The 22,895-nt window shown below is 41.3% G+C and carries 24 protein-coding genes; 18 read left to right on the top strand and 6 right to left on the bottom strand.

The window, feature by feature from the left end:
* Nucleotides 1-28 precede the first annotated feature (28 nt).
* The 4 genes from R2Q66_RS14660 to R2Q66_RS14645 are packed head-to-tail and all read left to right on the top strand — an operon-like array spanning nucleotide 29 to nucleotide 2,176.
* A complete protein-coding gene (locus R2Q66_RS14660; protein WP_316750208.1) occupies nucleotides 29-397 on the top strand; it encodes a two-component system response regulator in 369 nt (122 codons plus the stop codon).
* Nucleotides 398-404: 7 nt separating this feature from the next.
* Entirely contained in the window at nucleotides 405-1,226 is an 822-nt protein-coding gene (locus R2Q66_RS14655) for a CheR family methyltransferase (protein WP_410479433.1), read from the top strand.
* Nucleotides 1,226-1,801 carry a chemotaxis protein CheB gene (locus tag R2Q66_RS14650; protein ID WP_316750207.1) on the top strand — a complete coding sequence of 192 codons (576 nt, stop codon included), beginning with the start codon at nucleotides 1,226-1,228 and terminating at the stop codon, nucleotides 1,799-1,801. The genes R2Q66_RS14655 and R2Q66_RS14650 overlap by 1 nt, the downstream gene beginning before the upstream one ends.
* 6 nt (nucleotides 1,802-1,807) lie before the next feature.
* Entirely contained in the window at nucleotides 1,808-2,176 is a 369-nt protein-coding gene (locus R2Q66_RS14645) for a response regulator (protein WP_316750205.1), read from the top strand.
* 87 nt (nucleotides 2,177-2,263) lie between these two features.
* On the opposite strand, the gene R2Q66_RS14640 is transcribed toward R2Q66_RS14645, so the two are convergent.
* Nucleotides 2,264-3,946, bottom strand: a complete 1,683-nt coding sequence (locus R2Q66_RS14640) for a dipeptidyl-peptidase 3 family protein (RefSeq protein ID WP_316750203.1) — start codon at nucleotides 3,944-3,946, stop codon at nucleotides 2,264-2,266.
* A 138-nt stretch (nucleotides 3,947-4,084) separates the two neighbouring features.
* Here R2Q66_RS14640 and R2Q66_RS14635 point away from each other — a divergent pair, with 138 nt between their 5' ends.
* A complete protein-coding gene (locus R2Q66_RS14635; protein ID WP_316750201.1) occupies nucleotides 4,085-4,918 on the top strand; it encodes an N-acetylmuramoyl-L-alanine amidase in 834 nt (277 codons plus the stop codon).
* Nucleotides 4,919-5,047: 129 nt separating this feature from the next.
* Here R2Q66_RS14635 and R2Q66_RS14630 read toward each other — a convergent pair whose 3' ends face one another.
* Nucleotides 5,048-6,709, bottom strand: a complete 1,662-nt coding sequence (locus R2Q66_RS14630) for a glutamine--tRNA ligase/YqeY domain fusion protein (RefSeq protein ID WP_316750199.1) — start codon at nucleotides 6,707-6,709, stop codon at nucleotides 5,048-5,050.
* Between the two features lie 80 nt (nucleotides 6,710-6,789).
* Here R2Q66_RS14630 and R2Q66_RS14625 point away from each other — a divergent pair, with 80 nt between their 5' ends.
* From R2Q66_RS14625 to R2Q66_RS14600, 6 genes are all read left to right on the top strand, one after another.
* Entirely contained in the window at nucleotides 6,790-7,209 is a 420-nt protein-coding gene (locus R2Q66_RS14625) for a cobalamin B12-binding domain-containing protein (protein ID WP_062546412.1), read from the top strand.
* A gap of 25 nt (nucleotides 7,210-7,234) precedes the next feature.
* On the top strand, nucleotides 7,235-8,017 hold the full coding sequence (locus R2Q66_RS14620; RefSeq protein ID WP_316750196.1) for an enoyl-CoA hydratase/isomerase family protein: 783 nt from the start codon (nucleotides 7,235-7,237) through the stop codon (nucleotides 8,015-8,017).
* A 173-nt stretch (nucleotides 8,018-8,190) separates the two neighbouring features.
* Nucleotides 8,191-9,594, top strand: coding sequence for a sigma-54 dependent transcriptional regulator (locus tag R2Q66_RS14615; protein ID WP_316750194.1), 1,404 nt, complete (start codon nucleotides 8,191-8,193; stop codon nucleotides 9,592-9,594).
* A gap of 266 nt (nucleotides 9,595-9,860) precedes the next feature.
* On the top strand, nucleotides 9,861-10,127 hold the full coding sequence (locus R2Q66_RS14610; RefSeq protein WP_062546416.1) for a YtxH domain-containing protein: 267 nt from the start codon (nucleotides 9,861-9,863) through the stop codon (nucleotides 10,125-10,127).
* Nucleotides 10,128-10,149: 22 nt separating this feature from the next.
* Entirely contained in the window at nucleotides 10,150-10,533 is a 384-nt protein-coding gene (locus tag R2Q66_RS14605) for a phage holin family protein (RefSeq protein WP_316750191.1), read from the top strand.
* Nucleotides 10,517-10,960: a hypothetical protein gene (locus tag R2Q66_RS14600; protein ID WP_316750189.1), complete on the top strand. Its 444-nt coding sequence runs from the start codon at nucleotides 10,517-10,519 to the stop codon at nucleotides 10,958-10,960. The genes R2Q66_RS14605 and R2Q66_RS14600 overlap by 17 nt, the downstream gene beginning before the upstream one ends.
* Before the next feature lie 60 nt (nucleotides 10,961-11,020).
* Here R2Q66_RS14600 and aspS read toward each other — a convergent pair whose 3' ends face one another.
* Nucleotides 11,021-12,766: an aspartate--tRNA ligase gene (gene aspS, locus R2Q66_RS14595; RefSeq protein ID WP_316750187.1), complete on the bottom strand. Its 1,746-nt coding sequence runs from the start codon at nucleotides 12,764-12,766 to the stop codon at nucleotides 11,021-11,023.
* A gap of 145 nt (nucleotides 12,767-12,911) precedes the next feature.
* Between aspS and R2Q66_RS14590 the strand changes: the two genes are divergently transcribed.
* The 7 genes from R2Q66_RS14590 to R2Q66_RS14560 all read left to right on the top strand — a co-directional run bounded on the left by R2Q66_RS14590 (nucleotide 12,912) and on the right by R2Q66_RS14560 (nucleotide 19,187).
* A complete protein-coding gene (locus tag R2Q66_RS14590) occupies nucleotides 12,912-13,460 on the top strand; it encodes a sigma-70 family RNA polymerase sigma factor (protein ID WP_316750185.1) in 549 nt (182 codons plus the stop codon).
* A 2-nt stretch (nucleotides 13,461-13,462) separates the two neighbouring features.
* On the top strand, nucleotides 13,463-13,993 hold the full coding sequence (locus R2Q66_RS14585) for a hypothetical protein (RefSeq protein ID WP_316750184.1): 531 nt from the start codon (nucleotides 13,463-13,465) through the stop codon (nucleotides 13,991-13,993).
* Entirely contained in the window at nucleotides 13,990-15,276 is a 1,287-nt protein-coding gene (locus tag R2Q66_RS14580) for a hypothetical protein (protein WP_316750182.1), read from the top strand. Before R2Q66_RS14585 ends, R2Q66_RS14580 begins: the two co-directional genes overlap by 4 nt.
* A gap of 100 nt (nucleotides 15,277-15,376) precedes the next feature.
* Entirely contained in the window at nucleotides 15,377-16,156 is a 780-nt protein-coding gene (locus R2Q66_RS14575; protein ID WP_316750180.1) for a TerC family protein, read from the top strand.
* A gap of 9 nt (nucleotides 16,157-16,165) precedes the next feature.
* Nucleotides 16,166-17,221, top strand: a complete 1,056-nt coding sequence (locus R2Q66_RS14570; protein WP_316750178.1) for a nucleoid-associated protein — start codon at nucleotides 16,166-16,168, stop codon at nucleotides 17,219-17,221.
* A 153-nt stretch (nucleotides 17,222-17,374) separates the two neighbouring features.
* Complete coding sequence (locus R2Q66_RS14565) at nucleotides 17,375-18,910, top strand: MFS transporter (protein ID WP_316750176.1); 1,536 nt, start codon at nucleotides 17,375-17,377, stop codon at nucleotides 18,908-18,910.
* Between the two features lie 19 nt (nucleotides 18,911-18,929).
* Nucleotides 18,930-19,187 (top strand): DUF6814 family protein, encoded by a 258-nt coding sequence (locus R2Q66_RS14560; RefSeq protein ID WP_316750174.1) that lies wholly within the window; start codon nucleotides 18,930-18,932, stop codon nucleotides 19,185-19,187.
* Here R2Q66_RS14560 and R2Q66_RS14555 read toward each other — a convergent pair.
* The 3 genes from R2Q66_RS14555 to R2Q66_RS14545 form a co-directional block, all read right to left on the bottom strand.
* Complete coding sequence (locus tag R2Q66_RS14555; protein ID WP_316750172.1) at nucleotides 19,184-20,368, bottom strand: class I SAM-dependent rRNA methyltransferase; 1,185 nt, start codon at nucleotides 20,366-20,368, stop codon at nucleotides 19,184-19,186. The two genes, R2Q66_RS14560 and R2Q66_RS14555, sit on opposite strands and share 4 nt — an antisense overlap.
* Nucleotides 20,369-20,518: 150 nt before the next feature.
* Entirely contained in the window at nucleotides 20,519-22,015 is a 1,497-nt protein-coding gene (locus tag R2Q66_RS14550) for a Fic family protein (protein WP_316750170.1), read from the bottom strand.
* 117 nt (nucleotides 22,016-22,132) lie between these two features.
* Nucleotides 22,133-22,768 carry a LysE family translocator gene (locus R2Q66_RS14545; protein WP_316750168.1) on the bottom strand — a complete coding sequence of 212 codons (636 nt, stop codon included), beginning with the start codon at nucleotides 22,766-22,768 and terminating at the stop codon, nucleotides 22,133-22,135.
* Nucleotides 22,769-22,895 lie beyond the last annotated feature (127 nt).

Here is a 22,895-nt window from a genome sequence, read left to right as displayed (position 1 = left end):
ACTATAATTTTTCAATTGTTTTTGATATATGGCAACGCATAAAATATTAATAGTAGACGACGATAACAGAAACATATTTGCCCTTTCGGCAGTATTGAAATCAAAAGGTTTTCAATGTGTTTCCGCAACAGGCGGAGAAGAAGGCATTGATCTTTTGAAAAAAGAGGAAGGAATAAGAGTGGTATTGATGGACATGATGATGCCCGGAATGGATGGTTATCAGGCCATGGCGCACATGAATGCACATCCGGAGCTTAAAGACATTCCGGTGATTGCCGTAACTGCGCAAGCCATGTTGGGAGATCGGGAGCGCTGCCTCAATGCAGGTGCGGTCGGTTATGTTTCAAAACCCATCAATGTGGATGAATTAACCGATTTATTAAAGCTTTATATCTAACGCTATTTTGGAAATTGCTGCCGTTAACGATGATCAGGTTGAAATTCTGCTTTCAGATTTACTGGAACAATATGGCTATGATTTTACCGGATATTCTAAAGCCTCTTTAAAAAGAAGGATCAACAGGTTATATACCCTGGATAAATCCCTCAGCTTTGCCGAATTCCGCTACAAAGTGAGCAATGATCCGGTTTATTTTAAACGTTTTGTAGAGCAGATTACCGTAAATGTGACGGAAATGTTCCGTGATCCTCAGTTCTTTAAAACACTCAGAGAAGAGGTTTTACCGCAATTGGGTACTTATCCTTTTATCAGAATCTGGCTTGCCGGATGCTCTACCGGAGAAGAGGCCTATTCCATTTCCATTGTATTAAAAGAGCTGAATTTACTGCACAAATCATTGATTTATGCCACAGATTTAAACCCTACTGTACTTGAAAAGGCTGCTCAGGGCATGTTTGCGCTTGCTCAAATGAAACAATACTCGGAGAATTACATTGCCGCCGGTGGAAAACAGGATTTTTCCAGCTACTATACCGCAAATTATTCCCTGGCTAAATTTGATGATGAACTGAAAAGTAAAATCATCTTTTCTACGCATAATCTGGTCTCAGACCACTCTTTTAATGAGTTTCAATTGATACTTTGTCGGAATGTGCTGATTTATTTTGACCGTGATTTACAAAATAAAGTGCTCGAACTTTTTAATGATAGCCTGGAAGAACTGGGTTATCTGGCTTTGGGTACTAAAGAAACCATTGAATTTTCTGATATTCACAGGCATTATAAAAGATTACCGGGAAATAAAATCTGGAGGAAACAACGCTAATGAAAGCATGTCAGGCATTTATCATCGGTGGCTCGGCAGGAAGCCTGGAGGTGCTGCTAAAGGTACTTCCAAAGGTGAGTACGGAGCTTTCTTTTCCGATTATTATTGTCATACACCGAAAACATGGCGCCGATTCCTTACTGCCGGGGCTATTGTCTTCCAGAACAGATATGCCGGTAAAGGAAGCCGATGAGAAGGAAATGATGGTTCCGGGAACCATTTATATTGCCCCTTCAGACTATCATTTGCTCATTGAAATGGATCGCACTTTCTCTTTAGACTATTCGGAGAAAGTGAATTATTCCAGGCCAGCAATCGATGTCACCTTCCAGACCGGAGCAGAAGCGTATCAGGAAGGACTGGTTTGCCTGCTACTTTCCGGCTCCAATGCAGATGGGGTAAAGGGGCTGCTCACGGTTAAACACTGGGGCGGAACCGTGCTAATCCAGGACCCTGAAACGGCACAGGTGGCCTATATGCCCGATCAGGCAAGGAAAAGTATGGAAATAGACCGAATACTGCGCATTGAAGAGATGGCAGATTATATAAATTTACTTAGCAAGAAACAACAATAAAAAATAATGGGGAATTTGAAAAAGGTTTTTGTGTTTGATGATAATGCGGATATTTTAGAATTGTGTACGATTATTCTGCAAGATGCAGGCTATGAGATTAAAACCTCTGCAACTTCTAATCAGATCATCGACCAGGTTCTGGCCTATATGCCGGATATCATTTTTATGGACAATTGGCTGCCGGATGTAGGCGGAATTGATGCCACAAGAGAACTGAAAGGGGATGAACGCTTAAAAAATATCCCTGTGATCTATTTTACTGCCAACAATGATGTGAAATCTTTAGCGGAACAGGCGGGTGCAGACGGCTATCTGTCTAAACCTTTTGATATTCAGGAACTGGAAAACATCATTGTAAGACATTTGAATAAATAACCGGGGTATTAAATCCGGTTTTTAAGCAATAAAAAAGGGCAGCAACCATCATCTGGTTACTGCCCTTTTTGCGGAAAGGAATGTCGCTTATTTTACACCAAGCACATCCACACCCTGTTCAAATATAATGTCTACAGGAATGCCTTTTTGCGTCAGTTTGTCTAAGTCTTTCTGTAACTCAGGACTGATCACGGCATTCTCTTTTTGTACCTTTACTACAGCTGCTTTATCGCCATTACCTTGTAGGGTAAGGATCACTTTACTCAGCTTATTCATGGCAGTTTCAAATTTCGCGAAATCTACTTTATACGTTCCATTCGGGTTTCTGATGAAAGCACCGTTCTCTTTGAAGAAATTGAAACATTGCATATTGGCTTTACCATGTGCACTTGAGGCACCAAACCTTACAGAACGAAGGATTCCGGCCATATAAGTGGTGTAAAAGTTTTTGATATCACCTTCCAATTCGCCTTTTTTAAGCAAGTCAGTCACCATGTAAAGACCTAAAACATCGGCTTTACCTTCTTCTAACCAGGAATATTGCTCCTGTAAAGCTTCTTTAACGAAACCTTTACCCGTTACTGTTTTCTTGATTCCAAGACCGTGAGCCACTTCATGGAACATCACATTGGCGAAGAAAGCATCGAAATTGATGTATTGCTGCTGGTCTTTGTCGATCAGTTCTTTAGAAATCGGAACCAAAATCTTATCAAACTTGGCTTTCATTGCGTTTTTCAATTGAGAACGTCTCGTTCCTTTTTTCTGCTGAATGATCTCGTCATTCGGTAGGTTTACGGCAATTGTTTTTGATCCCGCATTACAATCTCCGGCGTAATAAACCACATCATAAGCGTTTAGCTCAGAGTCGATTCCAGGTTTTTCTTTTTTGTATTTCGCATCAACCGGAAGTCCTTCCTGTAATTGAGGCAACATGGCTACATATTTGGCCAGGCGTTTACTCCAAACCTTATCTTTTACCAATACATAAGACTCATAAGAAGCCCTGGCATTGAATAATTTATCTTCATAGTTTTCAATAGGACCGATAATGATGTCCAGGTTATTCGTTTTCATGTCTAACCAGGCATAATCACTAGCAGTGAAGTCGTCGGAGGTTAAGGCATCAGCACGAAGGTTCAGGTATTTTTTGAAACCGGCATCATCAGTTAATAAAGCCGCTTGTTTTAGTAATGAAGAAGCATTTTGCAATTCCGAAGCGAACAATACATGGTAAGGAATCTCCACTAGTTTTCCGGTACTGTCTTTTCTGATCACAGAATACTGGCTAAATTTATCTTTTAAATCTGATTTTTCCAGTTGTTCTTTCGTCATCCCGGCAGGATAGAACGTTGCACCATCAGGTTTCGCACCTATGCCGGCAATAAATGGTTTATCACCGTTTAAGCGATCCCATGGACCATAATTGATCCATACAAAGGCTTTGGTTTTTTCATCTTTTATAGTGCTTAATAAGCTGTCGCGCTGAGGATAAGCCTGTTTCCAGAACAAATCATCCATAATCTGGGCAGCCTGAATCAATAAAGGCAAGATCTTACGGTCGGTGGCAGATAAATCGTTCAGGTTGGTACTCAATTTTACCTTTTCATAGATGCCAATTCGCTCGTCTACGTAATGTTGTAAGCTGTCTTCACCTGAGCTGATCTCTTTGGCATGGGTATTGGTGGTTCCCTGAGGATTACTACAAGACGAAATCCATGTAGCGACCGCACATCCGGCAATAATAAGCGTTAATTTGCTTAAGTTCTTCATATAGATACTTGTTTTTTTATCGGTGGCAAAGTTACATCAAATGCGGGTATTTCTGTCACGATCCTGCATTGATCTGAGTATAAGATGGCAACTAAATTAGTAAAAAATAGTAATTTTACCAGTTCTATACCCTCCACTATGATACAAACTTCTCCAATTAAAAGCGCTGGACTCTTGATATTCTCCTTGTTTTTTATGGCATCCTGCTCTACAAACAAGTATGCCGCTACCAATAAAATCTATAAAGAACAGGCTACGGGTTTTGCTGAAATTATCAAATCTACCCCACCAATAAAGCAGAGTAAAGAGGCCTTAGATCCAACGATGCAGGATTGGATTGGCTCTATAAACTTCGGAATGCGCCGTCCTAATTTTGTGATTCTACACCATACCGCACAGGATTCGCTGAATCAAACGGTGAAAACCTTTCTCAATAAAAAAGCAGAAGTAAGTGCGCATTATGTGATTGGAAGAGATGGTAAAGTAGTTCAAATGGTCAACGAATACCTGCGCTCTAACCATGCAGGTGTGGGGAAATGGGGTAATGATACCGATCTGAACTCTTCTTCTATAGGAATTGAGCTGGATAATAACGGTAAAGAACCATTTGCCGATGCACAGATCAGAAGTCTGGTGACACTTTTAGGAGCAATTAAGAAAAAGTACAACATTCCTGCAGCCAACTTTATTGGACACTCAGACGTAGCGCCAAGGCGTAAAATAGACCCTTTAAACTTCCCATGGAAGGTTTTAGCGAAAAAAGGATTTGGATTATGGTATGATGACGTATTAAAAATGCCACCGGTAGATTTCAATGCAGAACTGGCGTTGAGAGCAATCGGATACAATGTGAGCAATGTAACCAATGCGATCGTTGCCTTTAAAATACACTTTGTACAAACCGATGTTTCGGCGGTACTGACCCCGGCTGATAAGCTGATTCTATATAATTTGTATACTAAATATTTGTAAGGGAAGCGAAGAAAACTGCGCTATCCATAAAATATACAGCGCAAATGCGCTGATACGAAAAAGGCCAGATTAACGGAATTCCGCTGATCTGGCCTTTACTATTTATAACCCCTTAAAGGGCTTTTCTGATTATTTTTTTGCTTTTGCCCAGGCATCTTTCAATCCAACCGTACGGTTAAAGATCAAATGATCCGGAGTAGAGTCTTTATCTACACAGTAATAACCTTTACGGATGAACTGGTATCTTGAATCCAGGTCTGCATTGGCTAAATAAGGCTCGATATAAGCTTCTTTAATCACGTCAACGCTATCAGGGTTCAGGTAATCTTTGAAATCACCTTCTTCTGAATCCGGAGATTCTACGCTAAATAAGCGATCGTAAGTTCTGATTTCTGCTTTTTTAGCATGTTTTGTACTCACCCAGTGAATCGTTCCTTTAACGTTGATACCGCTGGTATCTTCGCCACTTTTCGATTCAGGGATATATTTACAATGAACTTCAGTTACGTTACCTGCTGCATCTTTTACAAAGTTTTCACACTGTACAATGTACGCGTGTTTCAATCTTACGGTAGCACCAGGGGCAAGTCTGAACCATTTTTTAGCAGGTTCTTCCATGAAATCTTCACGCTCAATCCACAATTCATTGCTGAAAGGAATGGCTCTGATTCCGCCTTTATCTTCTGCTTCAGGGTTATTTTCACCGTTTAAGGTTTCTTCCTGTCCTTCAGGGTAATTGGTAATGATCAGTTTAATCGGATCTAATACCGCCATTACTCTGTTGGCAATTTTATTCAGGTGTTCACGTACACAGAATTCCAGTAAGCTCAGTTCGATCAGGTTTTCTCTTTTGGCAATCCCGATTCTTTCGCAGAATTCGCGGATACTGTCTGGGGTATAACCTCTTCTTCTCAAGCCACTGATGGTAGGCATGCGGGGATCATCCCATCCGGTTACCACGCCTTCATTTACCAGTTGCAACAGTTTTCTTTTGCTCATTACCGTATAAGAAAGGTTTAAACGGGCAAATTCATATTGTTTAGAAGGGAAAATTTCCAGGTGTTCGATGAACCAGTCGTACAGCTCACGGTGCGATACATACTCTAAAGTACAGATCGAATGCGTGATGTGCTCGATGCTATCACTTTGTCCGTGTGCAAAATCGTACATCGGATAGATACACCATTTATTACCGGTACGGTGATGTTCTGCATGTTTGATGCGGTAGATAATCGGATCGCGCATGATCATATTCGGGCTCGACATATCTGCCTTCGCTCTTAAAATACGTGCACCATCAGGGAATTCACCGGCTTTCATACGGGCAAACAAGTCCAGATTTTCCGCAATGCTGCGGGAACGGAACGGGCTGTCTGTACCAGGCTCTGTAGGCGTACCTTTCAGGGCTGCAATTTCTTCGGCGGTACTGTCGTCGATATAAGCCAGGCCTTTTTCGATCAGTTTAACGGCGAAATCGTATAAAGTATCAAAGTAATCTGAAGTATACAATTCATTTTTCCACTCAAAACCAAGCCATTTAATGTCTTCCTGCTGACTATCTACATATTCAGTTTTTTCCGTTACCGGGTTGGTATCATCAAACCTCAGGTTTGTATAGCCACCATATTTCTTGGTCAGACCGAAGTTCAGGCAAATTGCCTTTGCGTGTCCGATGTGTAAATAACCATTCGGTTCAGGTGGAAAACGAGTAATTAAGGTCTCGTATTTACCACTTTTCAAATCGTTTTCAATGATCTCTTCAATAAAGTTCAATGATCTTTCCTCACTCATAAAAACTGTAAATTTAGTCTTCAAAGTTAACATAAAACCGCTAATTTACTTACATTTACAACCTACTATTCGTATATTTTATGAGCAACACATTAAACAGACCCATTCGGGTTTTAGTGGCTAAAGTTGGATTGGATGGGCACGATAGGGGGGCAAAAGTTATTGCTACTTCCTTGCGGGATGCCGGAATGGAAGTGATTTATACCGGCCTCCGACAAACGCCGGAGATGGTGGTTAACACCGCTTTACAGGAAGATGTGGACGCCATTGGTGTCTCGATTTTATCGGGAGCCCACATGACCGTCTTCCCCAAAATAGTAGAAATCATGAAACAGAAGGGCGTTACAGATATCCTGCTGACCGGCGGGGGCATCATTCCGGAAAGCGATATGGACAAGCTAAAGGCCATTGGCGTCGGAGAATTATTTGCGCCGGGGACCACCATGGAAACCATCACCAATTATATCAAAGACTGGGTAACTGAAAACAGAAACTTCTAACCTTTAAAATCTTCAACCGAAATTTATGGCGTATCAAAATCTTCTATCAGAAATCAGAGAATCGGTACTTTATGTGACCATCAACAGGGAGCAAAAGCTGAACGCACTCAATAAAGAGACTTTAGCGGAGCTGGCAGATGTGATTGCTTTTGCCGCAAAGCTTGATGAAATACGTGCCGTTTTGCTTACCGGTGCAGGGCCAAAAGCCTTTGTTGCCGGAGCAGATATCTCCGAGTTTGCGGACTATTCAGGCGTAGAAGGGGAGGAACTAGCCAGAAACGGACAAAATCAGGTCTTTGATGCAATTGAAAATTGCCCGAAACCAGTCATTGCTGCAATCAATGGTTTTGCTTTAGGTGGTGGACTGGAACTGGCCATGGCCTGCCACATTCGCATTGCCTCAGAAACGGCAAAATTAGGCTTACCGGAAGTAACTTTAGGATTAATTCCTGGTTATGGGGGTACACAACGCCTGACGCAGCTGGTTGGAAAAGGAAAAGCGATAGAGATGATCACGACTGCCGATATGATCACTGCGGCGGAAGCCGGAAAAATCGGACTGGTCAATCATGTGGTTCCTGCGGAAGAATTGCTTGCAAAAGCGGAAGAAATTCTGTCAAAGATCAAACTTCGGGCACCACTTGCAGTTGCGAGTGCAATCCGGGCAGTCAATGCCGCCATTCGTTTTGACGAAAACGGCTATGATACCGAGATTAAAGAGTTTGGTAAGTGTTTTGATACAGAAGACTTTAAAGAAGGTACTTCTGCATTTTTAGAAAAAAGAAAAGCAGTGTTTTTAGGGAAATAATTTCGTTTAAACCATATTTGAAGCCCATTTGATCTTTTTCAATGGGCTTTTTTATTTTGTAAAAACCGCCCGGTTTATAGGGCGTCGGATTTAAAACTGTAGAAAATTTTTCCCATACAAAAAAAGTATTTATATTTATCTGGTTATAATGCAGTAAACTATTTAATTTCCCTATGAGAAAAATATTGATTGTTGACGACGAAATAAACATCGGTTTATTACTTTCTAAGTTTTTAACCAGAAATTCATTTAGCGTCTCAACAGCTACAAGTGGTGTTTCAGCGATGGAATATCTGGCAAAGGAAAGCTATGATCTGGTTTTATGTGATTACCGTCTGGAAGATACGGATGGTAAAGAAATGCTCATCAAAATTAAAGAAAGCTATCCGGGAACTGGAGTAATCATTATTACAGGATATTCAGATATTAAACTGGCTGTAGAACTCATTAAGCTGGGCGCCTACGATTATATCACTAAACCTTTATACCCTGATGAGATTCTAAATACGATCAATAAGGCGATTGATACCCAAATGGCTTTGAATGTAAACCGCCTCGAAATTCCGGATGAAGCACCAAAGCAAAAAGGATCAAAACCGGCTAATAACCACACCGATAACTTCGTAAATGGATCAAGTGCGGCTTCTAAGGAACTGTTAAGACAGATTCACCTGGTTGCGCCAACCACTTATAGTGTCATCCTGACTGGCGAAAGCGGTACAGGAAAAGAATCGGTAGCGATGGCGATTCACTTGAATAGTCCCCGTAAAAACCAGCCTTTTGTGGCCATGGACTGCGGATCATTAACAAAAGAATTGGCAGGAAGTGAATTTTTCGGTCACGAAAAAGGATCATTTACCGGCGCACTTTATACTAAAATCGGCCACTTTGAAATGGCTAACGGGGGTACTTTATTCTTAGATGAAGTAGGAAACCTTTCTTATGAAATCCAGGCGGCCTTATTGCGGACCGTACAGGAGCGTAAGATCAAGAGAATCGGTAGCACCAAAGAAATTGAACTGGATGTAAGAATCATCGTGGCCACCAATGAAAACCTGTCTGATGCCATTCAAAAGGGTAGATTCAGGGAAGATTTATACCACAGGTTTAACGAGTTCTCTTTGAGCTTGCCACCATTGAGAATGCGCGGCAGCGACATCATGTTATTTGCACATACGTTCTTAAAAGGAGCAAATCAGGAGCTGAACCGTAAAATCCATGGCTTTTCGGAAGAAGTGGAAGAGTGTATCATGACCTACAACTGGCCGGGAAATGTCAGAGAGCTGAAAAATGTGGTCAGAAGGGCTTCCTTACTGACAGAAACGCAGGAAATTCAATTGAAAGCCCTGCCATTGGAAATCTCTACCTATGCAAAAGCTTCCGCGATGGAAACCTCTATTGCCCGTACTGAGAAACCGAGAGACCTTAAAAACGCGGCTTTAGAAGCAGAATACGACGCGATTTTGAAAGTCCTTAGAGAAGTGAATTTTAACAAAACTAAAGCAGCTAAAATCCTGAATATCGACAGAAAAACGCTTTACAATAAAATGAGAGCGATTAATCTGGAGAACATCTAAAAGCAAAGTATTTCTTTTGTGCCTATATTCTACCCATGCTCACTGTAATTGGCGTAGTTATTGGTATACCCTTATCTGGAATATCAGGTCTGGTCTCCGCTGCCTTGTTATGGTCATACCCTGGTTTTATGGATCAGGATAGATGAAAACAGCGCATTGGTGGCGGAAATATTGGAAAGAATTAAAACAATTTCTGAGGAGGAATCGTTATAATTACTATATTCCAGGATCAACAAAATAAATATTCAACACAAAATGTAAATGTCATGAATGATAATTCAAAAGTATTAATTGGGCTTTTAGCCGGTTTAGCTGCGGGTGCGGCATTGGGATTACTATTTGCTCCGGAAAAAGGCAGTGAAACAAGAGATAAATTGAGCCAGTCGTTAAAAGACCTTGGAGATACCATCAGAGATAGAGCTGCGGACGAAATTAATCAGTTGGCGAGCTTAAAAGATAAAGTTGTAGGCACTGTGAAAGAGAAGCTTCGTAAAGAAGAAGAAGAGTTTGAAGATGATTTAGAACACGCATAAGGAATCGTAAAATCACATTGTAATGCAGGAAAATAAAGAAAAAGATCTGGAGGATTTGGTAGGGGATGCCAAGGAGTATGTAAATACGCGACTGGAATATACCCGTTTATACCTGATTGAGCGTGGCGCTAAAATGTTCGCCGATCTGGTTACCAATGCCGCAGTTGCGATTTGCTTTTTGCTGGCATTCCTGTTTGGTACTTTTACTTTAGCCCTGTTTTTATCAGATGTGCTGGGCAGTTTCACCAGGGGGTTCGGCTGCGTAGCGCTGATTTACCTGCTGCTTGCCCTGGTTGTATTCTTTACGAAAGAAAAATACATTGAAAAGGCCATCATTAATTTTACCATCAGACGCTATTTTACTAAACTAGCGGATAAGGAGGAGGAAGATGAACCGAAAGTATAACATCAATAACATCGAGGATCTACACTTGCAAGTGCGGTTGTTGAAATCTGAGTATACGGCTAAAGGGGAAGCATTGGCAGGAGATTCTAAACAATACCTGCACCAGTTTACCATAAACGGCTTTATTAAGAAATACGCCACGCCATCAGCCTTTCTTAAAATTGATGATAAATTTAACATCAGTAGCAAGGTGCTTTCTATGGCACTGCCTTTAGTGATGAACAGCACCTTTTTTAAAGGCTCTGGCTTAGTAACAAAGGCTTTGGTGAGCCTTGCCTCAGGGAAACTTGGAAAGTCGCTGGACGCGGAGCATTTGTCGGCCATCTTCAATTCAGTAACCGGCTGGTTTAGCAAGTCAAAGAAAATAAAAGAAAAACCACCGCTGGAAGTCGATTACGGCATTCCACCAGATAGTGAAACCTATTAAAATTAGATATTAAAAAAAAAGGAAGCCCTAAAGCTTCCTTTTTTTATGTCCGGACAATAATTAAACTGTCGTTTGGATTTTCAATTCTTTCATTTGTTTCTCATCAATAGTCGAAGGACTATCAATCATCACATCTCTTCCAGAGTTGTTTTTCGGGAAGGCGATCACATCACGGATGCTATCCAGACCTGCGAAAATAGAACACAACCTGTCAAATCCGAAAGCAATACCACCATGTGGAGGCGCACCGAATTCGAAAGCGTCCATCAGGAAGCCAAATTGTTGCTGTGCATCTTCCGGAGAGAAGCCTAAATGCTTGAACATTAATGCTTGTAGTGCTCTATCGTGGATACGGATAGAACCACCACCGATTTCCGTTCCATTCACGACCATATCATAAGCGTTTGCTCTTACATTTCCCGGATCGGTATCTAATAAGGCAATATCTTCTGGTTTTGGAGAAGTAAATGGGTGGTGCATCGCATGGTAACGTTCAGATTCTTCATCCCATTCTAAAAGCGGGAAGTCTAATACCCAAAGGGCACTGAATTTGTTTTTATCACGTAAACCAAGGCGTGTACCCATTTCAAGGCGCAATTCGCTCAGTTGCTTGCGCACTTTATCGGTTAATCCTGACATGATCAACACTAAATCACCCGGTTGGGTATTCATTGCTGCCGACCATTTTTTCAGTTCTTCCTCATTGTAAAACTTATCTACAGAAGATTTTAGAGAACCATCTTCGTTATGACGCATGTAAATCAGGCCTGTTGCCCCGATCTGCTGACGTTTTACAAACTCCGTTAATTCGTCCATTTGCTTTCTGGTATAGCTTGCGCAGCCAGTTGCATTGATACCGATGATCATTTCTGCACTATCAAAAACAGGGAAATCTTTTCCTTTAACCAGGTCTGTCAATTCCACAAATTGCATGTCAAAACGGGTATCTGGTTTATCAGAACCATAGAATTTCATGGCATCTGAATATTGCATTCTCTGAACTTCCGGCAAATCAAAGTCTTTAAGGTCTTTGAATAGGGTACGGATCAGTCCTTCGAACGTATTTAGGATGTCTTCCTGTTCGATGAAAGACATTTCGCAATCGATTTGAGTAAACTCAGGTTGTCTGTCGGCACGTAAATCTTCATCTCTGAAACATTTTACGATCTGGAAATAACGGTCAAATCCAGATACCATTAACAACTGTTTGAAGGTTTGCGGAGATTGAGGAAGGGCATAAAACTGTCCTTCGTTCATTCTGCTTGGCACCACGAAATCTCTTGCACCTTCTGGTGTAGATTTGATCAATACTGGTGTTTCTACTTCAATAAAGTCTAATTTGTCTAAGTAACGACGAACGGCCTGAGCCATTTTATGACGCAATACCATGTTGTTACGAACCGGATTTCTACGTAGATCCAGGTAACGGTATTTCATGCGCAAATCATCTCCACCATCAGTTTCATCTTCGATCATGAAAGGAGGTATTTTTGACGCATTTAGTATTTCTAAGGCAGTGATTTTGATCTCGACTTCCCCGGTTTGGATTTTAAGGTTTTTGTTAGAGCGTTCTACGACAAGGCCGCTTGCTTTAATTACAAATTCCCTGCCCAGGCTACGTGCTGCCTCGCATAATTCCCGGTTGTCGTCCATATTGAAAACAAGTTGGGTAATCCCGTATCTGTCGCGGATGTCAATAAAAGTCATCCCTCCTAAATCTCTGGATTTTTGTACCCAGCCACATAAGATTACATTTTCACCTAAATTCTCAATAGTTAGAGCTCCGCAAGTAGTTGTTCTTAACATTATTAAAAGTATTAAGTCCCAAAAATATTGATTTTGAACCGGATATTTCAACCCTCATTGAATTTAGCTTAGTATATTCAAATTATTTTTGTTGTAGATGCAACGTTTTAAAAAATCATCCGTCCTATAAGCGAATTGGAAAACATTGGAAACTGTATACATCGATAAACACATAACACTCGTTCAGGAGTGCCGGCAAGGAAACCGGAAAGCACAATTTGAGATTTACAAGTTGTATGCTAAGGCTATGTATAACGTGGCACTGAGGATCGTGAATTTTGATGATGAGGCGGAAGATGTCTTGCAGGAGGCCTTTCTGGACGCTTTTACGCGGATAGAAAGCTTTAGAGGGGAAACTACTTTTGGCCTTTGGCTGAAGCAGATTGTGATCAATAAATCGATCAATTACCTGAGAAAACGTAAAGTGGAGTTTGTGAGCATGGATGCGGTTGATATTGCAGAGCCGATAGATCAAATGGAGGAAGAAGATCTGGAATGGCGTGTAGAGGAGGTAAGAACGGCTATTTCGGCCCTGCCCGACCGATATCGTGTGGTGATTAGTTTATATCTTTTTGAAGGTTACGATCATGAGGAGATTGCTCATATTCTGAAAATATCTGAAAGCACTTCGAGAACACAATACATGCGGGCGAAATTGAAATTAAATAGTTTATTAGTAAAGAGAGGGGTATAGCGATGAATAAGCGAAGCATAGAAGAATACATTAAAGAAAACAAAAAAGAGTTTGACTTTAAAACACCATCCGATCAGTTATGGGCAAGAATTGATGCCGGATTGGACAAAGAGAAAGTAAAAAAAAAATCGGGGATGCCATTCTGGTTCGGTATAGCTGCATCGCTGATGCTGATCATGACGGTTACTTTTATATATACTTATCGTAACCGCGATCAGGAATTGCAAATCGCAGACATCAGCCCTGTTTATGGGAAGAAAGAAATGAAATTTGCCAGTCTGATTGAAGAGAAGAAAGACAGCTTGCAGGTCTTTGCGAAGAAAAACCCGGTGTTGTATGCGAAGTTCAGCGCAGATCTGAATCAGCTGGACGGAGATTATGAAAAAATGAAGAAGGATCTGCAAAACAGTCCGAATCAAGAGGTCGTGGTGAGGGCAATGGTGAAAAATCTGGAGCTGCAATTACAGGTGATCAATCAACAATTGTCGATCATCCATCAGGTAAATCAATATAAAGAGGAGAATCAAATATGAAAACGTTAGTTTGGGGCGTATGTGGCCTGCTATTAGCTGCAAATGTGGCCGAGGCACAGTCGGTGGTAATTGAACTGAATAATGCGCCGAAACTTTCGGGTCTGGTCGCTGTATCAACTCATTCTGCTCCCTTAGATTTGGGAAATCAAGATCCTCAGGAAAATTCCGACGAACCGGTAAAGACAAAGAAGGTTTCAAAAACTTTCTCTGTAAATGCAGGGGATAAACTAAACCTGAACAACAAGTTTGGCGGGATTATCATCAAAACCTGGGATAGAAAAGAAGTAAAAGTAGATATCGATATCAAAGCTTTTAGTAATGATGGCGCTGATGCACAGCGTTTGCTGGAAGAAGTGAATATCGAATCGGGTAAAACCGGAGATCAGGTTGCTTTTAAGACGGTTTTCTCGTCTAACGATGGCAATTATGGCAGCGGCACAAAGCGGGGAAAGGTCTGGCGTAGAGAAGTAAAGATCAATTATCTGGTCTATATGCCTGCAAATATGGCTTTAACGGTTAATAATCAATATGGCGGCTTAAATATGGGCGATTTCTCGGGCGCCTTGTATGCAAAAGTTCAATATGGCTCTTTTACCGCAGGGAATCTGGGCAGTACCAATAACTATGTAGATGTGCAGTATGGAAAGGCGGATATTGCAAGCCTGAATAAAGGGGTGATCAAGCAACAATATGGTGCTGGTTTAAACCTCGGTACAGTAGGCACGCTGGAACTCGACGCGCAGTATGTTGGGGTTACAATTAATACAATTAAAGGGGATGCCAGCATTAAACAGCAATACGGAAAGGGCTTGAGCATTGGTTCGGTAAATAACCTGGAATTAAATGCACAATATACCAATGTGAACCTGGGTACGATCAATGGAAATGCGACGATTAAACAACAATATAATAACCTCACGATTGGTTCAGTGAATAAGCTGCAGGTCAATTCGGGATATGTTAATGTGAAGGTGGGGACTTTAAAAGGAGATGGGGCTTTCAGCCTGTCTTATAATAAGCTGTCGGTCGATAATGTGCTTACAGGCTGTAAAAACTTAACGGTAACCGGTAATTATACAGGGGTTACGCTTGGTTTCGCCAGCAATTATAACGCGGATCTTATCGTTAAAAACAGTTATGGGAGCTTTAACACCGGAAATAATGTTCATGCGAAGTTGGCTTCTGAGAATGGAAGCACCAAAAATTACGAAGGTAAGATCGGGAGCGGTGGAAATGGGAACCTGACTATACGCACCAGTTACGGCAATATTTCTCTGAATTAAAACATGTTTAGTTCATAGGATAGCCTATTTAAGCAAAAGCCTGTTGATAAATTCAGCAGGCTTTTTTTATATCTTAGTCGCTTGATTTATTTTATTTCATATGGAAATTTTTAGCAGCCCGGAGGCCTGGATATCACTCATTACCTTAACGATCCTGGAGATTGTGCTGGGGATTGATAACATCGTATTTATCTCAATTTTAGCAGGGAAACTACCTGCTGACCAGCAAAAAAAAGCACGTCAGGTAGGTTTAGGCCTGGCGATGATTACCAGAGTATTGTTGTTATTGTCGCTCACCTGGGTGATGAAACTAACGGCTCCATTGTTTAATGTTGGCGATTGGATCGGCATCAGCAATGCAGAATGGCTGGCAAAACTGGCGATTTCCGGAAGGGACCTGATCCTGATCATCGGAGGATTGTTCCTGATTTATAAAAGTACCCATGAGATTCACCAGAAGCTGGAAGGCGAAGAAGAAGCAGGTATCAAAGGAAAAGTTCACTCTTTTATGGGTATTATCATCCAGATCCTGATTTTAGATGTGGTATTCTCTTTAGATTCTGTGATTACCGCAGTAGGTATGGCAGATCATATTGAGATCATGATTATTGCAGTAGTAATTGCCGTATTGATCATGTTGGTATCGGCATCAGCCATCAGTAATTTCGTGAATAAACACCCTACAGTGAAGATGTTGGCTTTATCATTCTTGTTGTTAATTGGCGTTTCGCTACTGGCAGAAGGATTGGATCAACACATCCCTAAAGGATATATCTATTTTGCTATGGCCTTCTCGGTATTGGTAGAAATGCTGAACCTGAAAATGAAGAAAAGCAATAAACCTGTAGAACTTAGAAATACCCCGCACGAAAACCAGTAATTTTACCGCATGATTTCATTCTTTGAAGCCGCATTGGCCGAATTATCTATACATCGCATTGGAAACAAGGCACAGGACGAGTTTTATGTATTGTCTGAAAAGTCTATCCCTATAAAAGACAATATGTTGAGCAATCTGCTGCAACAGTATTTTCTGGGCCCTTTTGCGAAAGTGAACGAGATTTATCATTTCACACACCCGAATGCCGATTTAAACCTGAATGAGGTGTATCATTTTGCTTCCAAAATTTTTGAGGATGGCACTACATTTCATGAAAACAGTAAGGAAATGGCAAAATACCTGTATGATGTTTCGGGACATCCGAAAATCAAACCAGGGGAGTTGTATGTCGCTTATTTTGAAAATGTGCAGATTGAAGGGGAACTTCATGATGCCATCGGAATCTTTAAATCAGAAACTAAAGAGTCTTTCCTAAAGGTTTATCCGGAAGAAGGTGGCTTTGGTTTGGGCTACGAAGAGGATGCCATTAACATCAATAAGCTGGATAAAGGCTGTCTGATCTTTAATACCGACAAAGCAGAAGGTTTCCGTGTAGCAGTGATCGACCAGACCAATAAAAGTGCAGAAGCAGTGTACTGGAAAGATGAGTTTTTGAAATTGAAAATCAGAAATGACAACTTTAACCAGACTAACAGCGTTCTGGGCGTGGTAAAGAACTTTGTAACCGAAAAACTGGATCAGGAATTTGATATTTCCAAAGCGGATAAGATCGATTTACTGAATAAATCCATGAAATATTTCAAGGAAAAAGAGAGTTTCGACCTGGATGAGTTCTCCAATGAAGTGATTGGTAATGCGGAAGGAATTGAGTCTTTCAAGAACTATAAAAAGAGTTATGAAGAAGAGTTTGACGCTCCGATTGCAGATACTTTCGACATCTCCGGTGCTGCGGTAAAAAAGCAAACCAGAGCCTATAAAAGCGTCTTGAAGCTCGATAAGAATTTCCATATCTATATTCACGGAGATAAAGAGCTGATTGAGAAGGGCTATGATGAAGACAAGTCGATGAACTACTACAAAGTGTATTTCAAAGAAGAAGAATAAAACTTTCTTTTAGTATCAAATTATAATCAAAAGAACCAGATCATTTAGATTCTCTAAAAGATCTGGTTCTTTTTTTGCGAATTCCTTTTGTTGACAATTAATAGTTAAGAATAAATAGTAGCTTTATTTCAGAAGCCAAATTTTCCTTAACGTATGAACCCGGAACTACAGAAGAACAGTATTTTCAAAGTCATCGGTGCCTCTTCTCTGGGGACACTGATCGAATGGTATGATTTTTACATTTTCGGTAGCCTGGCTACAATTATCGGGGCACAGCTCTTTCCTGCGGATGCAGGGGCTTCTGCGCTGATCAATACGCTGGCCATTTTTGCCGCAGGCTTTATCGTGAGGCCCTTTGGCGCCTTGGTATTTGGCCGCCTCGGCGATTTAATAGGCCGTAAATACACGTTCTTGCTGACTTTGGTATTGATGGGTGGTTCCACCTTTTTAATCGGTCTGATCCCTTCTTATTCGAGTATCGGCTATGCTGCACCTATTTTAGTGTTGATCCTGCGTTTGGTGCAAGGCCTTGCATTGGGTGGTGAATATGGCGGTGCCGCTACTTATGTAGCCGAACATGCACCCGCCAATAAACGCGGATTTTTTACCAGCTGGATTCAAACGACTGCTACAGGCGGATTATTCTTATCGCTGGGCGTGATTGTACTCACCAAAAACCTGTTGGGTGCAGATGATTTTGCGGCCTGGGGTTGGAGGATTCCATTTTTACTATCTATCCTCCTGGTAGGGGTATCCATTTATATCCGGATGAAAATGCACGAATCTCCGATGTTTACCAAATTGAAAACAGAAGGAAAAGTTTCGAAAAACCCTTTAAAAGAAAGTTTCAATAATAAAGCGAACTTTAAAATGGTCTTGCTGGCCTTATTTGGCGCTACCATGGGACAAGGCGTGATCTGGTACACCGGACAATTTTATGCGCAATCCTTCATTGAAAACACCTGTAAGGTCGATTTTAATGATTCCAGGTATATTCTGCTTTGGGGAATCGCCTTTGCAACCCCTTTCTTTGTGATCTTTGGCTCCTGGAGCGACCGGGTAGGCAGGAAATGGATTATGCTGACCGGAATGTTGCTGGGGATTATCTTTTACCGGCCAATCTATCAGATCTTTTTAGACGATACGGATTTTAGCAAAGTGACACAGCAGGATATTTCTTCGGTTGCTGACCCTGTGGTTACGCGTACCGCGATTAATGGAACTGCGGATAGCCTGATTACGACCACTGCGCTGGTGACTCTGCTAGACGGCAACAGCTACCATAAAGTACAATCTCATACAAAATTTGCGGCAGCGGATAAACCGCTGGAAATCCATCCGGAACTGCTGAAAGATAAAAAACTATCAACCCCTATATTCTGGAAATTTGTAGCGCTTATTTTCTTTCAAATTCTATTGGTAACCATGGTTTATGGCCCTATAGCGGCGTTTTTAGTGGAATTATTCCCTACAAAAATCAGATACACCTCCATGTCGCTGCCTTACCATGTTGGAAATGGAGTATTTGGTGGTCTGGTGCCCTTTATCGCTACGCTGATCGCCAGTTTCTCCGGTTCCACGCCTTTATCCGGCCTCTGGTATCCGATCGGCATTGCCAGTTTAAGCTTTGTAATTGGCGCAATTTACCTGTCTAATAAAAAACCTGTGGAAGCAGAAATTGAAGATTAACCCTGTAAAAAACAAGATTATGAACGGATTAAGAAAAGGATTAGGACTGTTTTGGATGATATTGGGCCCGGCATCGATCATCTTTTTATTCTTGCAGGCTTATGAAAAAGTAGGACTCGCTGCGGAAGGGGTGCAAAAGACGAATACGGCCCTGCAATGGGGGATTATCTTATTCATTTTTATCCCAATCAGCGCAGGCCTCGTAATATTCGGCTATTATGCGCTGAAAGGGGAATATGATCAATTGTCTGAAGGTTCCAAAGAACCTGCCGACTAAAGTACTCTTAGTAACAAACCTTTCAGGTACTCACCTTCAGGGAATGAAACCCGGATTGGATGGTCTTCTGGTTGGTGAAATTGTTTCAGGATCTGCACTTCTCTTCCTGCGTCTAAAGCAGCCCAGGCAACGATTTGCTTGAATGTTTCCATGTCTACCGCTCCCGAACAAGAGAAAGTAGCTAAGAGGCCGCCTTTTTCAAGACATAGCATACCTAGTCTGTTTAAGTCTTTATAAGCTCTTGCAGCTCTGTCTAATGCAGAACGGGAAGGGGCATATTTAGGTGGATCTAATACGATCACATCGAATTTCTTGCCTTCTTCTTTGAAAGCACGTAATTGTTTGTTCACGTCAGATTGAATGCTTTCCTGACGGGAAGCGTCCATTCCGTTAAGTTCCAGATTATGTTTTAAGGTTTCGATGGCTAATGCAGAGCTGTCTACACTGGTTACATGTGCTGCACCATGTTTTAAGCTGTTTAAGGTGAAACCACCGCTATAGCAGAAGCTGTCCAACACATTTTTATCCTTGGTATAAGCGGCAAGAATATCGCGGTTATCACGTTGATCACAATAGAAACCGGATTTTTGTCCGTCTGCAATATTGATGTGGTAAGCGATTCCGTTTTCTTTAACTTCAATGAATTCCGGTGGCGTTTCGCCCCAGATTAAGCCTTGTGCTGCTTCCATGTTTTCATGTTTACGCGCACTGGCATCACTTTTATCGAAAATTCCTCTTGGGTTTAACTCTTCAATTAAGATTTCAACCAGCAATGGTTTCGCCAGCTCCATTCCTGAACTCAGGATCTGAAGGGAAAGGAAATCTGCATATTTATCTACGATTAATCCAGGAAGAAAATCAGCTTCACTGAATACTAATCTACAGGTATTGGTGTTTTCGTTTAGGACACGCTGTCTCGAAGCAATCGCCTCGCGAATTTTTAACTGGTACCAGGCTTTGTCAATGGTCTTACTTTCGTCCCATTCCATTAACCTCAATGCTACTCTTGATTCCGCATTGTAATACGCATAGGCAAGAAATTCTGCTGCTGCAGAACAAACTTTAACGATTTCACCATTTTCTGGCTTTCCCTTAATTTTCTCCACTGCTCCTGAAAAGATCCAGGGATGGTGAAGCATTGCCGCTTTTTCTTTTCCTTTTTTAAGTATTACATCAATCATGCTGCAAAGTTAGGAAAAACAATGCTCTTTTTAGTTTGAAGGATTTGGTTGAAAAAATAATCAAGGTATAGTTGAAACGGAAATTTTACTGTAAAACGTATAAATGGTACTGTAAAACTGTTGTATTCCAGACTTTTTACTGTAAAACGATTATTTTTGATTGAAAAGCTCCCGGTAAATTTCCTCCATAGCCTGGATTTCTTCGTCCAGCAACTTTTCAAAATCCTTTCTTCTGCGTTTAGGAAAAGCACCTTTATTTTGATGAAGAAAAACGATCATGCTGTTAATCGCTTTGTCGGGCATATCTACAATTTGTTGAATTTCACTTTTAAGTTGATCATAGCGCTGAATAAATAGCAATTCATCTGGCATATCTTCAGTCAATGTAGCCTTTATGGTCTCTGCTAAGAAGGTGCTTTGAGCGGTTAAATCCGGATAACGGAAATAACTTTCTATTTCTTCGGGATTCTCGACTGTAATTTCACCAGCGTCGGTTTTTGTGTATTTGATCATGCGCATCAGCGGTCTGGAGTAATTTTCCAATACGCGATCATACTCCTTAATATGGTTTAGCATGTGTGCAGATATCGGAATAATCAGTCCGTCGGACACCAGTCCATCTCTAACCAGCATATCATGAATTAAAAAGCGATGGAGTCTGCCATTTCCGTCCTCAAAAGGGTGTATGAAGACGAAGCCAAATGCGATTATTGCAGAACGAACCATCGAGGGAGTGCCTTGTGTTTTCGCAGGAAGCGCGCGTAATCCCTGCATCATTGATGCTACATATTGTGGCGGGGGGCAGATATATTGCACCTGTTCGATATACCCCGGAAGGGTCATTTCGATGTAGTTTTGAAAATCACGAAATCCTGGTGCTGCAAACCGGGGATCAACTATGGCATTTTGTAAGACTTTTAGTTTTTCCTCGCTGAGTGTTTCCTCCGGAGCTTCCCTGCCTGCCTGCATCAATAAACTGATGAACCTTTCCATACGTTGCGGAGTAGGCTTTTCTTTTTCTATCTCATAAGAAGATCGGGTCTCCTTATTGTACAAATAGTTCGTTGCTCTATGGAAAATTTCCGGAGAATAAGCTTCTTTCAAATGACTTAGACCAGCTTTTAAGTCAAATTTCAGTAACTCATCTAAATGCTCCGTTCTTTTGATGACCGGACAAAAATCAACAGTCCCCAAAAGGTTGTCATTGATTTTCCAACGTTTATTTTTTATGCTTTCTCCCGTAATGTAATGTTGAGTACTCAGTAAATCGACATAATTTCCGGTTATTTCGATATTTAGGTCCAGCTCTTTTTGAGTCAGAAATTCATACAGGAAACCTATTCTGCGCGCATACCTTCCTGATGGAGCAGCTTCAATATAATTAATCAGTTCCTGCGGATCGGTATGCTGGAATACCTTTTTTAGGAAGAATAGATTCAAATCATCGTATTTCAAAGCAAATTCCAGATGATCCGGAACCATATCATTTGATGGGGCGTACTTTATGCCATAGATCTGGTTGATTTCCCCGGTTTGAGCCAGTTCAATCTTCCCATTACTGCCAATATAGGAGCGGTGTGATATGGAGAATTGTTTTAAACCAAGTTTTTCTTGTAGCCATAGATTTCCGGCAGATCTAAGTTCCATAATGATGATTTTTACTGTAAAACGATTATTTCGTACTGTAATTGTTATAAATATAGCAATTCCTACTGTAAAACAGTTGCGTTTTTCGTTAAGGAACCAGGATGATGATTTGAAATATTATGCTGCGGCGCTCAAACCCATTTTTATCGCCATACCCACTAACACTGCTGCCATTACCCATTTCTGCACCTTTACCCAGGTTGGATTGTTGGCAAAGAACCGGGCAACCTGTGCCGCACTCAACACGATTAAAAAGTTAATTGAAGCACTGATACTGACTTGGGTAAGTCCTAATTGTATGCTTTGTAGAAATACCGAACCATATTCTGGTTTGATGAAATAAGGGAACAACGACAAATAGAACACCGCGACTTTAGGATTAAGCATCGTGGTAATCACGCCAATTTTGAAAAGTCTTGCCGGTGGATCATTGGCTAATGTGGTATTGGCCTCAAATAAAGGCTTCCCATTTGGGTTAACGGACTGGTAGGCCAGATAAAGCAGGTAAATCACCCCTAGAATTTTAATCGCGGTAAAAGCATGAGGAACTGCAAACACGACGGCCGTGAGGCCAAAAGCGACCATGAAAATATGGAAAAGGAATCCGCACATTAATCCGGCTAAAGAAACCAGACCGGCATTGCGGCCCTGTGTGATAGACCGGGAAATCAGGTAAACCATGTTCGGCCCCGGACTCAGAACCAGCATTAAAGCGGCTAAAGCAAAATAAGTAAGTTCTTGAATGGGTACCATGGTGTTCCGGCTGGCTGCAAAATTACTTAAAATAATCAGATTGATTCCAGAACCGCCGGGATTTTGCCAAAATGGAGGGGTTGTGGTCGGGTTGTGGTCGGGAAGAGTGGCATCTTCGGATAGAGTA

Source organism: Pedobacter gandavensis, from assembly GCF_032677645.1.
GTDB lineage: Bacteria > Bacteroidota > Bacteroidia > Sphingobacteriales > Sphingobacteriaceae > Pedobacter > Pedobacter gandavensis_A.
Note: the sequence above shows the minus strand (reverse complement) of the source record. Positions and strands in the feature narration are given on the sequence as shown.

Excerpts from the sequence above, each read along its gene's own strand:
- R2Q66_RS14575 (WP_316750180.1), top strand. The coding sequence starts at position 15,377 with ATGGAAATTTTTAGCAGCCCGGAGGCCTGGATATCACTCATTACCTTA.
- R2Q66_RS14565 (WP_316750176.1), top strand. The coding sequence starts at position 17,375 with ATGAACCCGGAACTACAGAAGAACAGTATTTTCAAAGTCATCGGTGCC.
- R2Q66_RS14620 (WP_316750196.1), top strand. The coding sequence starts at position 7,235 with ATGGCGTATCAAAATCTTCTATCAGAAATCAGAGAATCGGTACTTTAT.
- R2Q66_RS14640 (WP_316750203.1), bottom strand. The coding sequence starts at position 3,946 with ATGAAGAACTTAAGCAAATTAACGCTTATTATTGCCGGATGTGCGGTC.
- R2Q66_RS14600 (WP_316750189.1), top strand. The coding sequence starts at position 10,517 with ATGAACCGAAAGTATAACATCAATAACATCGAGGATCTACACTTGCAA.
- R2Q66_RS14615 (WP_316750194.1), top strand. The coding sequence starts at position 8,191 with ATGAGAAAAATATTGATTGTTGACGACGAAATAAACATCGGTTTATTA.
- R2Q66_RS14570 (WP_316750178.1), top strand. The coding sequence starts at position 16,166 with ATGATTTCATTCTTTGAAGCCGCATTGGCCGAATTATCTATACATCGC.
- R2Q66_RS14585 (WP_316750184.1), top strand. The coding sequence starts at position 13,463 with ATGAATAAGCGAAGCATAGAAGAATACATTAAAGAAAACAAAAAAGAG.
- R2Q66_RS14555 (WP_316750172.1), bottom strand. The coding sequence starts at position 20,368 with ATGATTGATGTAATACTTAAAAAAGGAAAAGAAAAAGCGGCAATGCTT.
- R2Q66_RS14650 (WP_316750207.1), top strand. The coding sequence starts at position 1,226 with ATGAAAGCATGTCAGGCATTTATCATCGGTGGCTCGGCAGGAAGCCTG.
- R2Q66_RS14660 (WP_316750208.1), top strand. The coding sequence starts at position 29 with ATGGCAACGCATAAAATATTAATAGTAGACGACGATAACAGAAACATA.
- aspS (WP_316750187.1), bottom strand. The coding sequence starts at position 12,766 with ATGTTAAGAACAACTACTTGCGGAGCTCTAACTATTGAGAATTTAGGT.
- R2Q66_RS14560 (WP_316750174.1), top strand. The coding sequence starts at position 18,930 with ATGAACGGATTAAGAAAAGGATTAGGACTGTTTTGGATGATATTGGGC.
- R2Q66_RS14635 (WP_316750201.1), top strand. The coding sequence starts at position 4,085 with ATGATACAAACTTCTCCAATTAAAAGCGCTGGACTCTTGATATTCTCC.
- R2Q66_RS14610 (WP_062546416.1), top strand. The coding sequence starts at position 9,861 with ATGAATGATAATTCAAAAGTATTAATTGGGCTTTTAGCCGGTTTAGCT.
- R2Q66_RS14630 (WP_316750199.1), bottom strand. The coding sequence starts at position 6,709 with ATGAGTGAGGAAAGATCATTGAACTTTATTGAAGAGATCATTGAAAAC.
- R2Q66_RS14545 (WP_316750168.1), bottom strand. The coding sequence starts at position 22,768 with ATGGTACCCATTCAAGAACTTACTTATTTTGCTTTAGCCGCTTTAATG.
- R2Q66_RS14645 (WP_316750205.1), top strand. The coding sequence starts at position 1,808 with ATGGGGAATTTGAAAAAGGTTTTTGTGTTTGATGATAATGCGGATATT.
- R2Q66_RS14605 (WP_316750191.1), top strand. The coding sequence starts at position 10,150 with ATGCAGGAAAATAAAGAAAAAGATCTGGAGGATTTGGTAGGGGATGCC.
- R2Q66_RS14580 (WP_316750182.1), top strand. The coding sequence starts at position 13,990 with ATGAAAACGTTAGTTTGGGGCGTATGTGGCCTGCTATTAGCTGCAAAT.
- R2Q66_RS14625 (WP_062546412.1), top strand. The coding sequence starts at position 6,790 with ATGAGCAACACATTAAACAGACCCATTCGGGTTTTAGTGGCTAAAGTT.
- R2Q66_RS14550 (WP_316750170.1), bottom strand. The coding sequence starts at position 22,015 with ATGGAACTTAGATCTGCCGGAAATCTATGGCTACAAGAAAAACTTGGT.